The sequence below is a fragment of the Rheinheimera riviphila genome (genome assembly GCF_004005945.1).
GTDB classification, from domain to species: Bacteria; Pseudomonadota; Gammaproteobacteria; order Enterobacterales; family Alteromonadaceae; genus Pararheinheimera; species Pararheinheimera riviphila.
Genome location: NZ_SACS01000005.1, coordinates 136,159 through 151,602, shown reverse-complemented (window position 1 = coordinate 151,602; position 15,444 = coordinate 136,159). Strand labels below are relative to the sequence as shown.

Annotated in this window: 13 protein-coding genes; 5 read left to right on the top strand and 8 right to left on the bottom strand. The window is 51.6% G+C overall.

Annotation, left to right across the window (positions count from 1 at the left end):
- Positions 1–51: 51 nt before the first annotated feature.
- Together EOE67_RS06935 and hutI are read right to left on the bottom strand one after the other, a co-directional pair.
- The gene (locus EOE67_RS06935) at positions 52–1,578 is read right to left on the bottom strand and encodes a putative bifunctional diguanylate cyclase/phosphodiesterase (protein ID WP_127698306.1); all 1,527 of its coding nucleotides are present in this window, start codon (positions 1,576–1,578) and stop codon (positions 52–54) included.
- 67 nt (positions 1,579–1,645) lie between these two features.
- Positions 1,646–2,884, bottom strand: a complete 1,239-nt coding sequence (hutI, locus tag EOE67_RS06930; protein WP_127698305.1) for an imidazolonepropionase — start codon at positions 2,882–2,884, stop codon at positions 1,646–1,648.
- A gap of 220 nt (positions 2,885–3,104) precedes the next feature.
- On the opposite strand from hutI, the gene hutC reads away from it, so the two are divergent.
- The 4 genes from hutC (at position 3,105) to EOE67_RS06910 (ending at position 9,471) form a co-directional block, all read left to right on the top strand.
- Entirely contained in the window at positions 3,105–3,830 is a 726-nt protein-coding gene (gene hutC / locus EOE67_RS06925; RefSeq protein WP_127698304.1) for a histidine utilization repressor, read from the top strand.
- 7 nt (positions 3,831–3,837) lie between these two features.
- The gene (gene hutU / locus EOE67_RS06920) at positions 3,838–5,532 is read left to right on the top strand and encodes a urocanate hydratase (protein ID WP_127698303.1); all 1,695 of its coding nucleotides are present in this window, start codon (positions 3,838–3,840) and stop codon (positions 5,530–5,532) included.
- Between the two features lie 99 nt (positions 5,533–5,631).
- Positions 5,632–7,170 carry a histidine ammonia-lyase gene (hutH, locus tag EOE67_RS06915; RefSeq protein WP_127698302.1) on the top strand — a complete coding sequence of 513 codons (1,539 nt, stop codon included), beginning with the start codon at positions 5,632–5,634 and terminating at the stop codon, positions 7,168–7,170.
- Positions 7,171–7,446: 276 nt separating this feature from the next.
- Positions 7,447–9,471 (top strand): methyl-accepting chemotaxis protein, encoded by a 2,025-nt coding sequence (locus EOE67_RS06910; RefSeq protein WP_127698301.1) that lies wholly within the window; start codon positions 7,447–7,449, stop codon positions 9,469–9,471.
- Positions 9,472–9,799: 328 nt separating this feature from the next.
- Here EOE67_RS06910 and EOE67_RS06905 read toward each other — a convergent pair whose 3' ends face one another.
- The 3 genes from EOE67_RS06905 to EOE67_RS06895 all read right to left on the bottom strand — a co-directional run bounded on the left by EOE67_RS06905 (position 9,800) and on the right by EOE67_RS06895 (position 12,302).
- Complete coding sequence (locus EOE67_RS06905) at positions 9,800–10,387, bottom strand: hypothetical protein (protein ID WP_127698300.1); 588 nt, start codon at positions 10,385–10,387, stop codon at positions 9,800–9,802.
- Between the two features lie 107 nt (positions 10,388–10,494).
- Positions 10,495–11,382 carry a Rossmann-fold NAD(P)-binding domain-containing protein gene (locus EOE67_RS06900; protein WP_127698299.1) on the bottom strand — a complete coding sequence of 296 codons (888 nt, stop codon included), beginning with the start codon at positions 11,380–11,382 and terminating at the stop codon, positions 10,495–10,497.
- Entirely contained in the window at positions 11,382–12,302 is a 921-nt protein-coding gene (locus EOE67_RS06895; RefSeq protein WP_127698298.1) for a bifunctional GNAT family N-acetyltransferase/hotdog fold thioesterase, read from the bottom strand. The genes EOE67_RS06900 and EOE67_RS06895 overlap by 1 nt, the downstream gene beginning before the upstream one ends.
- Before the next feature lie 62 nt (positions 12,303–12,364).
- Between EOE67_RS06895 and EOE67_RS06890 the strand changes: the two genes are divergently transcribed.
- Complete coding sequence (locus tag EOE67_RS06890) at positions 12,365–12,997, top strand: spermidine synthase (protein ID WP_127698297.1); 633 nt, start codon at positions 12,365–12,367, stop codon at positions 12,995–12,997.
- A gap of 15 nt (positions 12,998–13,012) precedes the next feature.
- On the opposite strand, the gene dtd is transcribed toward EOE67_RS06890, so the two are convergent.
- From dtd to EOE67_RS06875, 3 genes are read right to left on the bottom strand one after another with little or no spacing between them, the layout of a single operon-like run.
- On the bottom strand, positions 13,013–13,450 hold the full coding sequence (gene dtd, locus EOE67_RS06885) for a D-aminoacyl-tRNA deacylase (RefSeq protein WP_127698296.1): 438 nt from the start codon (positions 13,448–13,450) through the stop codon (positions 13,013–13,015).
- Entirely contained in the window at positions 13,447–14,433 is a 987-nt protein-coding gene (pip, locus tag EOE67_RS06880) for a prolyl aminopeptidase (RefSeq protein WP_127698295.1), read from the bottom strand. Before pip ends, dtd begins: the two co-directional genes overlap by 4 nt.
- On the bottom strand, positions 14,420–15,325 hold the full coding sequence (locus EOE67_RS06875) for a virulence factor BrkB family protein (RefSeq protein WP_240652738.1): 906 nt from the start codon (positions 15,323–15,325) through the stop codon (positions 14,420–14,422). The genes pip and EOE67_RS06875 overlap by 14 nt, the downstream gene beginning before the upstream one ends.
- Positions 15,326–15,444 lie beyond the last annotated feature (119 nt).

Here is a 15,444-nt window from a genome sequence, read left to right as displayed (position 1 = left end):
ACGTTCAAATACAGCACCTTGTCGCCAGATGTTGGCAGCAAGGTGTCATGTTTAACGCTTTTGATGATACTGATACTGTTTAATCCAGGCCGGTAAACCATGCAGCGCAAAAGGTCTGGAATACAAAAAACCCTGGCCACGATGGCAACCCATGAGTTTTAATTTGTCGGCCACGGCCTGCTCTTCAATCCCCTCGGCAACCACAGTAAGCTGTAAGTTTCGCGCCACATCCAAAATAGCGCCGGTGACTGCCGCCTGCGTATCTGACCGATGTAAACCGGCGATAAAAGAGCAATCCACTTTCACTTGCTGAATGGGCAATTGACGCAGATAACCTAACGACGAAAAGCCGGTGCCAAAATCATCCAGCGCAAGCTGCACGCCGAGCTGATTGAGCCGGTTCAACACATTCAGTGCTTTGCCAGGTTCAATCAGCAAGGCATCTTCTTTGATTTCCAGGATCAGTAACTTAGGGTCAACATCAGCGTCTTCCAGCATTTGTTGTAATTGCTCGACCAATTCAACCTGCATCAAATCACGGCTAGCCAGATTCACCGCCAGCGCAATCGAAAAGCCATCTTGTTTTAACTGCTGCATGATCTGAATGCTTTGTTGCAGCACCCACTGTGTCAGCGGATAAATCATGCCGATGGATTCCGCCAGCGGCAGAAAATCTTTGGGTGCCAATAAACCCCGCTCTGGATGTTGCCAACGTAGCAGCACTTCGGCCGCCAGCACTTGCTGGTCAAGCAGCTGGATCTGCGGCTGCACGTCCAGTTGCAACTGCCGCTGTGAAATGGCGACGCTCAGCTGCGACATCATCGTCAGCTTGTCGTCGGTGTAGCTTTGCATCTCTTCGGAAAATACCTGGGTATCGCTATAACGCCACAAATGTTGTTGCAGCGCCTGATGGGCTTTATCCAGTAAGTCATTGAGTAAAGTACCGTGCTGCGGATAATGCGCCACACCACTGGCGATACGGTATTCAATACCACAACCATGGATTAACAAAGGTTCCGGCACTTCATGCTCAATGCGCTGCGCCAGATATTCGGCCAGATGCTGTTTACGACTGGCATTGACCCAGGCGGCAAAATCGACACCGCCCAAATGCACCACGGAGGCGTATTGCCCTTGCCATTCCAGCTGCAGCACATCGGGTTCGCTGATTAAATGCTGATTAATCCGGGAGGCGATTTGCGTCAGCAATAAGTTGCTGTTGCTGTGACCCAGCACTTTATTGATTTGTTCGAAGTCTTTGATTTTCAGCAGCAATAGCGAAAAATGCTGCGAAGGCTGACGCCGCAGCAGCACTTCAAGCTGCTGTTCCAGCGCCAATTTGTTGGGATAACCGGTAATTTCGTCGTGCAATAACCGAAAACTGTCCGGCGTCAGCGGTTGTAAATCCAGTTGTTGTTGCAGCTTCTGGCGTTGCCGCTCGGAGCGTTGCCACAAGCCAGCCACCACCAGCACACCAATCAACAACAACGGCAGCAACCAATTGGCTTGCTCCACTAAATGCGACAAAGCATAGACAGGCCAAGCGCTGACGCTGATCAGCAAAACTACTTTTTTCACTGCTGTAATCCGGCTTTGGACAGATACTGCTGAGCTTACTCTTTTTCATTATTTTGTAAAGTCAGCCTCAGCGGCGAACATTCACTTCTTTTCCATTAATTATCAATTGCTTAAGCTGACTAACCCCAAACTGATAACAAAGCTCGGCCGGTTGGCTGATGGCATACAAGCCAAAATCGGCTCGGTGACCGGCCTGCAAGCTACCGCGGTCGGTTTTACCCAGCGCTTTGGCAGCGTTGATGGTCACACCTTGCAAAGCTTCTTCCGGCGTTAAGCGGAACAAGGTACAAGCCATATTCAGCATCAATGGCAGATTACAGAGCGGCGAAGTCCCTGGGTTTAAGTCGGTGGATACCGCGATGGGCACCTGATATTGGCGCAATAAATCGATTGGCGGCATTTTGGTTTCGCGTAAAAAGTAATAAGCGCCCGGCAACAGCACTGCGACAGTACCCGCTTTTGCCATCGCCTGCACATCGGTTTCGGTCAGATATTCAATATGATCGGCCGACAAACCGCCAAATTCCGCCACCAGCGAAGCACCACCCAGCGCCGATAATTGCTCGGCATGAGCTTTCACCGGCAAGCCCAGTGCGCGGGCTTTTTCAAACAAGCGCCGGCTTTGTGCCACTGAAAAACCAATGCCTTCACAAAATACATCCACCGCATCGACCAGACCTTGGGCATGCAAGGCTGGCAACATGGTGTCCACGACCAAGTCAATATAACCCTCGCTGTCGTTAGCGAATTCAGCTGGCAAAGCATGGGCACCTAAAAAGGTTTTTTCGATCTGAATGGGATGGTTTTCGTCGAGGATTTTTGCCACTTCCAGAATTTTTTGCTCGGTTTCCAGGTTCAGACCATAACCGGATTTAATCTCCACTGTGGTCACACCCTGGCTGAGCAGCGCATTTAAGCGGTCTTTGCCCAGTACAAATAACTCTTCATGCGAAGCTGCGCGGGTGGCCGCGACGGTCGATTTTATACCACCGCCAGCCGCCGCGATATCCTGATAACTGGCGCCATTTAAGCGCATTTCGAATTCATTGGCGCGACTACCGGCATACACCAGGTGGGTGTGGCAGTCGATCAGGCCCGGGATTAACCACTGGCCCTGACCGTCAAACAAAGGGGTCGCTAATAAATCACAAGGCGGCAGTTCCGCTTTGGGGCCACACCAGGCAATCAAGCCGTCTTTCACCGCCAGCGCACCATCGCGGATAGCGCCATACGGCTGGCCATTATTGGTCATCGTCGCCAAGTGAACATTGTGCCAAATGGCGTCGAATTGCTGGATCGTAGACATGAAAGCTCCAAAGCTGAAAAACAACTAAATCAAAAACAGCCAAACCAAAAACAACAGCATGATGAATATGTTAGCACCAACACCAGAGCAAACTGGCCAGTGGAGTTGCCAATTTGCGTCAATTCACACTGGTCGGCGCTGTAAATAATTCTACTTGATCCGCTTGTATATACAACCAGATTCAGCTATTTTTCCGCCATCACAGCTTTTGGATTGTCCCATGACCAGCAGCACCCCCAAATTTGCCGCCATTAAAGAATTTATTTTCAGTCAGATTGAATCTGGCAATTGGCCCGAACATAGCCGGGTGCCGTCAGAAAATGAATTGTGCGAGCAATTTGCCGTTAGCCGGATGACCGCCCGCCGTGCGCTGCAAGAGCTGACCGAACAAGGTGTGTTGTATCGCACCCAAGGTGTCGGCAGTTTTGTCGCGAGCGCCAAGTCGCAATCTGCGCTGCTGGAAATTCGCAATATCGCCGATGAAATTCAGGCGCGGGGCCATTTTCATTCGGCCGAACTGGTGCAGCTGACTGAGTTGCCCTGCCCGACAATCGTGGCCGGCGCTTTGGGTTTACAGCGTAATGAACCGGTGTTTTTTTCGCTCATCGTGCATTACGACAATCAACAACCGCTGCAACTCGAAGCCCGTTTTGTCAATCCAAAACAAATTCCGGCTTATTTGCAGCAGGATTTTGTGCAGCAAACTCCTCATGAATATTTAAGTGCAGTGGCGCCGTTAACCGAAGCCGACCACGTGGTGGAAGCCATTCTGCCGGACGAATTTACCTGTAAATATCTGAAAATTAATAAAACCGAGCCTTGCCTGCGGTTAACCCGCCGTACTTTTAGCCGCGAAGGCGCCGTCAGTTTTGCCTATTTAACTTCCGCTGGCAGCCGCTACCGGCTTGGCGGTCATCTGAATATCAACACCTCGAGCAAAAAGTGAGAATCCTATGAGCAACAACAATTCCAGACTTGACCCTAGCCGGGTGATCCGCGCCGCCCGCGGCAGCCAAATCACCGCCAAGAGTTGGCAGACCGAAGCCGCCAAACGGATGTTGATGAACAACCTCGATCCGGACGTGGCCGAACACCCAACTTCCTTAGTGGTGTACGGCGGCATCGGCCGTGCCGCGCGCGATTGGGCGAGCTACGACAAAATTGTTGAAGTGCTGGACCGGTTAGAAGACAACCAGACGTTGCTTATTCAAAGCGGTAAACCGGTTGGCGTGTTTCCAACCCATCCGGACGCACCACGGGTGTTACTGGCGAACTCGAACTTAGTGCCACACTGGGCGACCTGGGAGCATTTTAACGAGCTCGATAAACAAGGCCTGGCGATGTACGGCCAGATGACTGCCGGCTCCTGGATTTACATCGGTACCCAGGGCATTGTGCAAGGCACTTACGAGACTTTTGTCGCCATCGCCAAACAACATTTTGATGGTAAACCGGCCGGTAAGTGGATTTTAACCGGCGGTTTAGGTGGCATGGGTGGCGCGCAGCCACTCGCTGGCACCATGGCTGGTTTCCATATGATTGCCTGTGAAGTCGATGAGTCTCGTATCGATTTTCGCCTGCGCACCGGTTATGTCGACCAAAAAGCCTTTTCACTCGACGAAGCATTAGCGCAGCTCGAAGCTGCCAAAGCTGCTGGCAAACCAACGTCGATTGGCCTGCTCGGCAATGCGGCCGATATTTTCGCCGAGCTCGTCGCACGCAATATTATCCCGGATGTCGTCACTGACCAGACTTCGGCCCACGATCCACTCAACGGCTACCTGCCACAAGGCTGGAGCATGGAACAAGCCAAAGCTGAGCGCTTAAAAGACGAAGCCCATGTGGTGACCGAAGCGAAAAAAGCCATGGCAGTGCAGGTACTGGCAACGCTTGAAATGCAAACCCGTGGCGCCGTTGCTGTCGATTATGGCAACAACATCCGCCAGATGGCGAAAGACGTTGGCGTGGAAAACGCCTTTGATTACCCTGGTTTTGTACCAGCTTATATCCGTCCGCTGTTCTGTGAAGGTATTGGCCCGTTCCGCTGGGTGGCGCTGTCGGGTGACCCGGAAGATATCTATAAAACGGACGCCAAAGTCAAAGAGCTGATCCCGGACAATCCTCACCTGCATAACTGGCTCGATATGGCGCGTGAGCGGATTAAATTCCAGGGTTTACCGGCACGGATTTGCTGGATCGGCTTAAAAGACCGTGCCCGGATTGCTTTGGCCTTTAACGAAATGGTGAAAAATGGCGAGTTGTCCGCGCCAATTATTATCGGCCGTGACCATTTAGATTCTGGCTCAGTCGCTTCGCCAAACCGCGAAACCGAAGCGATGCTGGATGGTTCAGACGCTGTTTCTGACTGGCCACTGCTGAACGCCTTGCTCAATACCGCCGGTGGCGCGACCTGGGTGTCGCTGCACCATGGTGGTGGCGTCGGCATGGGTTACAGCCAGCATTCTGGTGTGGTGATTTTAGCCGACGGTACCGATGCCGCAGCCGCACGTTTAGGCCGCGTGCTGTGGAATGACCCGGGCACTGGTGTGATGCGTCACGCCGACGCTGGTTACGATATCGCCAAAAATTGCGCTGTGGCACAAGGGCTGGATTTACCAATGGTGCCGGGCGCCAACGGTAAAAAATAACGGACACAACCAACAGCTGGCGTGCGGCAAACCACCGCTGCCAAAAATTCCGATAGGCCGCCATTGCCAGCGGCCGATCCAAACAAATAAGGGTAATAAATGACTTATCAATTGAATATCGTGCCAGGTGAATTAACCCTGCCCCAACTGCGTCAAGTGCAACAAGGCGCAGTGCAGCTGACGCTCGATGCATCCGCCTTACCAGGTATCGAAGCTTCAGCGCAAACGGTTGCCAATATTATCGCTGAAGATCGCACCGTCTATGGTATCAACACTGGTTTTGGCTTGTTGGCTAACACCAAAATTAATAAAGATCAGCTGGAATTATTGCAGCGCTCGATCGTGTTATCGCACGCCGCCGGTTTTGGCGACTTGATGGACGACAGCACAGTTCGCCTGATGATGGTATTAAAAATCAATAGCTTGGCCCGTGGTTATTCTGGTGTGCGGCCTTTAGTCATTAACGCTTTGATCGCACTGGTGAACGCCGAAGTTTATCCATGTATTCCGAAAAAAGGCTCAGTCGGCGCTTCCGGCGACTTAGCGCCGTTATCGCATATGGTGCTGCCGCTGATTGGTGAAGGTGAAGTGACCATCGCAGGTCAGATTTACAGCGCCAAAGAAGGTTTAGCCATTGCCGGTTTAGCGCCTATTGTACTGGCCGCCAAAGAAGGTCTGGCGCTGCTTAACGGCACCCAAGCTTCGACTGCGCTGGCGCTGGAAGGCTTGTTCCGCGCAGAAGATTTATATGCTGCTGCTTCAGTCATTGGTGCCATTAGCGTTGAAGCTGCGATGGGCAGCCGCTCGCCGTTTGATGCGCGTATTCATGCGGTACGCGGTCAACCAGGTCAGATTGATGCCGCGGTGATTTATCGCGCATTGTTAGAGGATTCGTCAGAAATCGCTGATTCGCATAAAAACTGTGAAAAAGTGCAAGACCCATACAGCTTGCGTTGCCAACCACAAGTGATGGGCGCCTGTTTAACCCAAATTCGTAACTCAGCAGTGACGTTACTGATTGAAGCCAATGGCGTCACCGACAATCCATTAGTATTTGCCGCCGAAAACGACATTATTTCTGGTGGTAATTTCCACGCAGAGCCGGTGGCAATGGCGGCGGACAATCTGGCATTAGCGATTGCGGAAATTGGCTCTTTGTCAGAACGTCGGATGGCGCTGTTGATTGACTCGCACCTGTCGAAATTACCGGCATTTTTAGTCAACAATGGCGGCGTCAATTCAGGCTTTATGATTGCGCAAGTGACAGCGGCAGCCCTTGCTTCTGAGAATAAATCACTGGCGCATCCTGCTTCGGTGGATAGTCTGCCAACCTCTGCCAACCAGGAAGACCATGTATCAATGGCCACTTTTGCCGCCCGTCGTTTAGCTGAAATGGCCGAAAATACCTTAGGCGTATTGGCAGTGGAATATCTGGCTTCGGTACAAGGCCTCGACTTCCGTGCACCATTAAAAGCTTCAGCCAAAGTGGAACAAGCGAAAGCCATTTTGCGCGCGCAAGTGCCGTTTTATGCGGAAGATCGTTATTTTGCGCCGGATATCGAAGACGCAGCCAACCTGCTGCGCGATGGCAGGTTAACGGCGTTGTTGCCTGCAGCGATGTTGCCAAGCCAAAACTAATTGATCAGCCACTGCTGTCGCCGGTTTCATCGCGGCGGCAGCAGTGTTTGACACTTTGTGTTCTATTTATCTCAACGGTTCTGCCACTTTTCCCGTCTGTTCCCCGAAATTCGCTTCCGTCTTCGTAATTGCATTATTTCTGAACAACTGGCTAGACCAGCCATTTGAACTCTGCTAACTTCGTGCAGGTCTTTGACCTTCGAACAGGAGTGTCAATAATAACTACAGCAGTTGCAATGACTTCTGCATACAAGACAACCGACAATAGGGTTAGACATGAAATTAACTGTTGCTCACAAAGTGATCATCGGCTTTGGCTTTATCGCAATTTTGCTGCTGATCGCCAGCCTATCCTCCTTGTGGAGTTTTGCCGTCGTTTCCGACTCTAGTAACAGAGTGAACGAAGTTGCAGTACCGGCGCAGCAACAAAGCAACAAAGCGCAAATTCAATTACTGAAACTGGCTAAATTATCGGCTTTAGGTTTCACCGCCGAACAAACCAAAGATATTCAGCAATATCAAACCGATTTTGCCAGCGCCGAAGCTTTGTATCAGCAAAATATGCAGCAATTACAAGCGCTGCTCTCCGCCGACACCACCTTAAATAAACCATTAAAAGAAGCTGCTAAGCACTATCAGGATTATGTCACTGCCGTAAAGGCTATGTTTGAAGCAAAACTGACCACAGTAACTGCTGGCGCAGCTGCCGCAACCGAACTGACGACCCTGGTGCAATTAATCGACGATGCCGGTGCGACGCTTGTCGATATTTCTTATCTGGAAACTCCGGGCAAACAACAACAGCTTGAGCTGATAGCGGGTGCTGCCGGTCGCGTGGATGGCCAGTTATTGGCAATGATGCAGACGGTGCGGGAAACCGGCGCATTTACCGACGTCAGTCAACTGACGGAAAGTCAGCAAAATATCGAATTTGCATTGAGCGACATGCAAGGTAACCTCGATTACGTCGGTAATCTGGTGCCGGAAGTTGGGGCAGAAGATTTGTGGGCATCTTTTAATGAACAGCTCGCTGCACTGAAGGCAAAAGTGGCCGATCAAAATGGCCTGGTCGCGAAAAAACTACAACAACTGACTGCGCTGCAGCAGGCCCGGCAGCAATTAACCGCATCAGAGCAGGCCATTTCGCAGGCCGTCACCGCTTTAGATTCAGTCGTTAGCGGTGCCGATCAACAGTTTTCCAGTTTGCAAAATGACATGTCGGATACCTTAAGTTTTGGCACTGTCCGCACGTTCATCCTGATGTTGGTGTTAATTGCTTTAGCTGGTGGTGCGGCCTATTTCACCATCAACGCTATGTTACGGCCACTTGGCAGTATCAACAAAGTGCTGGGACAAGTCGCCGCCGGCGATCTGAGCCGGCAGCTTATTATTGAAAATGATGACGAATTTGGCGCACTGTCGGCCAAAGTGAATAGTCTGATCCAGGCGCTCAGCCAACTCATTCGCGGTATCGCCGAAAACGCCACTGAACTGCAACAAAGCGCCGAGTTTTCACGCGGCGAAGTGGGTGAAATTAACCGGGCACTGGAGCAACAACAGCAACAAATTGCGGCGGTCAACGACACCACAGTCCAACTGGCCGAAAATACCAATCTGATTGCCGGGCAGGCCCATCAGGCAGTAAACGAAATGAACCATGCCCGCACGCAAAGTGAGCAAATTGATACCATCTCGAACGAAAACAATCTGCTGATTACCGGTTTGGCCAGTCAGCTCAGCAGCACCGCCGAGATTATGCTGAAAGTAAATGACCAATCGAACAACATCGGCAGCATTCTGGCGACCATTCGTGGTATCGCCGAACAAACCAATTTACTGGCGTTAAACGCAGCAATCGAAGCAGCACGGGCGGGCGAACAAGGCCGGGGTTTTGCAGTGGTCGCTGACGAGGTGCGTTCGCTGGCCGTGCGCAGTCAAAGTGCCACCGATGAAATCCGCCAGATGATCCAAAATCTGCAGCAGCAAAGTACCGCCGCCGTCAGCGCTATCACCCGCGGTAAAGCCGATGCCGATACCTGTGTTGGCCACACCGCTGAACTGGTGCAGTCGCTTGGCAATATCAATCAGGCGATTAGCCAGATGCAGCAGATTAGCGCCGCCATCGCCGATGCCACGCAGAACCAGTTGGGTCTGGGTCAGGCGATTACCGAAAATATGAGCACAATGGTGACACTGGCCGAGCAAAGCAGCGACAAAGCCAGCCGTACCCTGCAACATAGCGATGCCGTGGCACAAAGTGCCGAGCAGCTGCAGCAATCAATTCATATGTTTAAGGTTTAGCATCCCCACATTTTTCGCTAGCTCACTTTCGATAGGTTACCAGTCCATACCCAAAATCATTGATGATTCGGGTAGGCGACGAACGAGCGAGACCTCAGGAGCATAGTTGTCCTATGTGACTGAGGCGAGCGAAGGCAACAACCCCGAATCTTCAAGGATGACGGGTATAAGAAAAAGGCTGGACTAAGTCCAGCCAGGCAGGGAGCGTTTGGTATCCAACCTTGGATTTATGTTGTTCCTTTCTCAGTTAAAGCCATTCCATATTGCCAAAACAGAGACAAGAAAAACCTTATGAAAACTTGATATTATCATTGATTTGCGAAGGAATTTATCCATTCACTGCTAAATGCAGTTTTTGCAGTGTCTGCAGATCAACGATGTCGATGCCGGCTTCTCTGGCGAAAATTTCGGCTTGCAGATCGGGGGGTTGGGGCGACAGATAAAATCCTTGCCGGCATTGATGGGTCAACATCCAGCGAAACAACTGTCGCATTTCTTCTATACCCGCCTGCTGTGTTCCGTTCACGGCAATTTGTAATAACACCGGCTGCGGTGGCAACCCCCACAAATAAATATCTGCCTGACTGGTTAACCGTTGCAGCTGGGACTGGTGCAGCTGCAAAAACAATTGCAGCTGCTGTTGATATTGATTTAATTGCTGTTTATGACTGTGCTGATTCGAAGCTATCCTTGGCAACAACTTCAGCCAGCTGGCTGGGGGCGCAATCAACACCGACAAATTGACCAGCATCGACACCAGCACCATCGCCAGAAAAAACCACAACAACCATTCCGCATGATAATTCGGCAGTTCGCGAGGCTCATGTATCGGCTGCAGCAACACCAGATAAACTGCTGCCGCTACAATACCAGCCAAAGTACTTAAAGCTGAACCCAGGATCCATTTGTTTGTCATACGGCAACCTTGTGTGAAGTTGCCGCAGATTATCTGCCGGTTCGGATTTCGAAACTTAATTGAGCTGTGATAAAAATCTGATAAATCCCGGTGCAGGATCTGCTCATTTAACAGGACGTTAATGCCTGTAATGGTGATAGAAACTGATACTCAAAACCAGGTTGTTGTTGACTACGTCGCGATAAAATCCGCCGCGCTGGTTCATCCGCTGCACTGAAACTCACTGGCGGTAACCCAGCTTGTACCGCTGCTGTATGGTAAAAATCGGCTTTGAGCGGATGCTCCGGACAACACAAATTAAACAGCTGATGGTGTGGCGCCACTGTCGTGGTCAGTAAATTCAGCACAAAGCGACCAATATCAGCAGCATGCACCAGATTCACCGGCAGTTGGGGTCCGGATAAGGTTCGCCCCTGGCCAAACCGCGCCGGATTGCGACCCGGGCCAATTAGTCCGGCCAGCCTTAATGTAAAGCAGTTCGGGATTTGTTGCAGGATCTGCTCAGCTTCGAGCAGTGCGGCGGCTCGGCAGTTCTGGGGTTTTGTGTTCCCTGCAGGGCTTTGTTCCATACTTTGCAGCTCGCTTTGCTCCAAATTTGGCAGCAAGCTTTGTTCATCAACATCGCCAGACAGCCCCTGATAAACCCCGGTACTGGAGCAATGGATCGCACCACGTACGCCGGCAACGGTCGCCACTTCGACCAGACTTTGTAGCTGCTGCGCATAATCTGCGGCGCTTTGCTGGCGCGCCGCAGGTGGAATGGCACAAATCAGCCAACTGTCTTTTAATATGCCCGTCAGTTCAAGTTCCAGCACATGCAGTGGTAACTGCAATAATAACGGCTGAATTTCAGCGGGTAACTCCGCCAGGCCAGCACTACTTTGCCGACTGCCATACACCAAAAAACCTTGTGCCGCCAACAAAGTTCCAAGCTGCTGCCCTAACCAGCCGCAACCAATAATCACCACTTTTTGCGTGTTTTGAATCTTTTGCATCAATGTCCATGTCCTTGTGCTGGCTGTAGTGGCAACACCACAAAACGCCCTTCAAATTCAGCCACTTGATTGTCGCCATCCATAATCTGTACTTTAAGGTGCTGCCGCACTTTGAGGCCACGCGCCAGCGGCGTTAAATCACCTTTGAGTTGCAGCAAGTCGACTTTGGCGGAGGGTGTCTGCTGCAGCGGTGCCAGATAACGGATCTGCGCATCCGCCAGCACGATATCCCCTTGTAATCCCAGAGCTTTCATTTGCAGAAACACCATGCCCCAACCGGTTAAGGTCGCCATGCTGTAAATACTGCCGGCAAACATGGTTTGATGTGGGTTTTTATTCGGTGCCAGCGGCGCTTTACATTGCAGCTGATGGCCATCAAAACTCTGCACCTGTAACTGCATAAACTCAGAAAGTGGAATGCCTTGTTGCCAGGTCAGCGTTAATGCCTGCACCCAGCTTTGCCTTTCTGCAGCAGAACCTGCCAGATACAGGGCTTTATGCATTTGCCAGTGTGCAATACCAAATAGCGGCGATTGTTCGGCACCCAGCTGATAACCGGACTTTTTGTAAAAAACCACTGCGCTGTCGCGGGCATTTAAAATGACGCGCTTTGCACCAATGATCACGGCCTGTTCCTCTAGCGCCTGTAGCATTACTGCGCCTAAACCAGTGCCCCGAGCGGCCTCGGCTACCGCCATATATCGTACTTGCGCGGTGTCCGCATCCACTAAATGCAAGCGGCCAACCGCCAGTACTTCGCCTGCCGCATCCACGATCATCCGATGCTGCGCCTCTGCTTCGAGCTCATCACGCTCAGATCCGGGTGGTTGTTGCCACGGTGCCCGTAACACTTGATAGCGAAGTTGATAATAGCCCTGCCATTGAGCTTCTGTTGAAGGCGTAATAAGCTGCCACTTCATCGTTGATCCTTGGGTTCAGCACTGCAGTATGGATTGCAGCAGCGATAAAAATTGAGGGCATTGTGGAACAAAGCGACAACAGAACTCAAGCCATTCTCAGCTGGCAACGCACAGCAACGGTTGACTTGCGCGTGGAGCAGGACGAACAGCGGCGGTATTTGGTGCTCAATGGCCAGCGGCAAAGTCAGATGCAGCTACACCAACCGGCAAGTCCGAGCTACCCGCATTTGCTGCAGTTACTGGACTGGCTGGCCGACAAACCCTGGCAACGTTTATTGCAGATTGGCTTAGGCGGCGGTGAATTTAATCGGGTGTTGGCGGCGCGCTGGCCAGAGCGTCAGGTGGTGACTGTGGAACAACAGCCACTGATCATCGAGGCTTATCAGCAATTTTTCCGGCCACAGCCGCATCCGAACGAAAGCTTAATCTGCGCCGACGCCGCGAGTTTTGCCTGCGACGCACTGGTTAAACCAGAGCGATTTGAAGTGATTTTTGTCGATATTTATCCATGGCCGGAAAACTGGCAAGCGCTGATGCTGGCGCTCCTGCAACTGCGGGCTGAAAAGGGTTGGTTTTGTATCAATCTGCCGGGCGAACCGCCAGCGCAATGGCAACAATTCTGGCAGCAGCAGCCAGTTAAACTGGTCTGTTACAAGGTGCCAGGTTACCTGAATCAGTTATGGCTTGGCGGGTAAATATCCGAAAAAAACTCAGACCTGCAGCCAAAAAGTCACAGGCCCATCGTTGACCAGACTGACTTGCATATCGGCACCAAATTGCCCGGTCGCCACGGCCACGCCCTGTGTTTTGCAATACTGCACAAATTGCTGATACAAAGGCTCAGCCACCGCCGGTAACGCCGCTGGGGTAAAGCTTGGTCGTAAACCGGAATTGGTATCCGCCGCCAGCGTAAATTGCGACACCACCAACAGCTCACCGCCAACTTGCTGTAAATTCAGGTTCATTTTGCCGTTTTCGTCGTTAAACAGCCGATAATTCAGTACTTTGTCGGCCAGCTTTTTCAGCATCGCCGGTTGATCAGTGGCTTCCACCCCAAGCAATACCAACAGCCCGGGTCCGATTTTGCCGACCACCTGATCGTCGACCTGCACTTCTGCACGGCGTACCCGCTGTAATAACGCAATCACGCGGTATTCCCCGCTGAGCTTAACTGATCCGCCAACAGCCGATCCGCCAACAGCACCGACATCTCATACAAACCGCGGCTGATGCCAGTTTCACTGGCCGAATGACCGGCATCGTTGACGATTTTCAGCACAGCGCCTGGCCACTGCTGAGCCAAGGTCCAGGCGTTTTCCATTTTACAAACAATGTCATAACGACCATGCACGATGTAACAAGGCAGATGCTGTACTTTATGCAAATCCCGTAACAGTTGCTGAGGTGCCAGAAAACAATGATGCAGGAAATAGTGATTTTCAATCCGCGCCAACGGCAGCGCCGATTCAGGCTCCACTGCGCCTTGGCGCATCGCCGGATTGGGTAATAAGCTGGCAACCCTTGCTTCCCACAGGCTCCAGGCCTGCGCTGCGACCGTTTGAACTTGCAAATCAACATGCTGCAATAACTGCTGATAAGCCACCAGCACGTCGACTCCCGGCATCGCAGCAATCGGCGCTAAAAAGTCAGCAAAATAGTCCGGAAACAACTGACTGGCACCGCCGCCGGGCCGGTATAGCCAATCAATATCTTCCGGCCGGGCCAGGAAAATGCCACGCAAAATCAGACCCAGACAACGATCCGGATACATTTGTGCATATGCCAGCGCCAGCGTGCTGCCCCAGGAACCACCGGCAACCACCCATTGCTCAATCTGCAACTGCTGGCGAATCGCTTCCATATCAGCCAACAGCTGTGCGGTATTGTTGTGGTCCAGGCTGGCAAAAGGCGTGGAATGCCCACAGCCGCGTTGATCAAACAAAATAATCCGATAGCGTTTGGCATCAAATAAAGTGCGCTGAAACGGTGAACTGCCGCCGCCTGGACCACCATGGCACATCAGCACGGGGATCCCGGCTGGGTTGCCACTTTGCTCAACGTAAATCTGCTGTTGATGCGGGCGATCCAGCATCAACGTCTGGTAACTTTCGACCGGTTCAGGGTGATACATCCAGTGCCTCCGCTTTGGCAGCTTCAGCTGCTGTTTCAGCTTCAACTTCAAGCTGACGCTGATGTAGTTCCTGCAGCAAAGCCGTTAATTCAGCACCCAGCAATACCACAACCCAGCATAAATACACCCAAACAAACAAAATCGGTACCAATGCCAGTGCACCGTAAATCGCCTGATAAGTCGGAAAATGGTGAATATAAAGGGCAAAGGCTTGTTTCAGCATTTCAAACAACACCGAGCTGAATAACGCGCCCCAAAAGGCGTAGCGATAGCGCACCCTGGTATTGGGCACCAGCTGATACAAAATAAAGAATGCCAGCAGGCTCACCACATAAGGCGCGACGGTCAGAAACAGCGTCGATAAAATCGGGGTGTAACTGTCCGCGAGATGGGTTAACGCCGCCAGATAGGAAGTCATCGCAATCGAGGCGCCGAGTAAAATTGGGCCGAGCGTTAAGATCATCCAATAAATAGATAACGAAATCATTAATCGGGGACGCTTTTGCACCCGCCAGATTTTATTCAGCGTTTTGTCGATGTTGTGCATCAGCATCAATGCCACCACCAGCAAAAACAGCACGCCGACTGTGGTCATTTGGCCGATATTTTCAACAAAACCATTGATATAAGTTTGCAGCTCATCACCACGCGATGGCACCACATTGGCATACACAAAAGCTTCGATATCCTGTCGCAGACTGGAAAACATCGGAAAAGCATTCAGTACTGAAAACGCCACGGCCACCAGCGGCACCAGCGACAGTAACGAGATATAGGCCAGGTAACCGCTGATCATGCCGACCTGATCGCGCTGACAGCGCTGCAAATACAAACTGGTGATCTGCAGTCCGTGTTGCAGCTGTTGCTTTAGCCATTCTAAGGTTTTAACCACAATATCGTTCCATCAATGCTGTTCCCTGCTCTGGTTAACAAGCGACCTGCGACCTACTACCTGCTACCTGCTACCTGCTATCAACAACCAGCGAAGCAAGACGGCATCTTCCGTCTGAC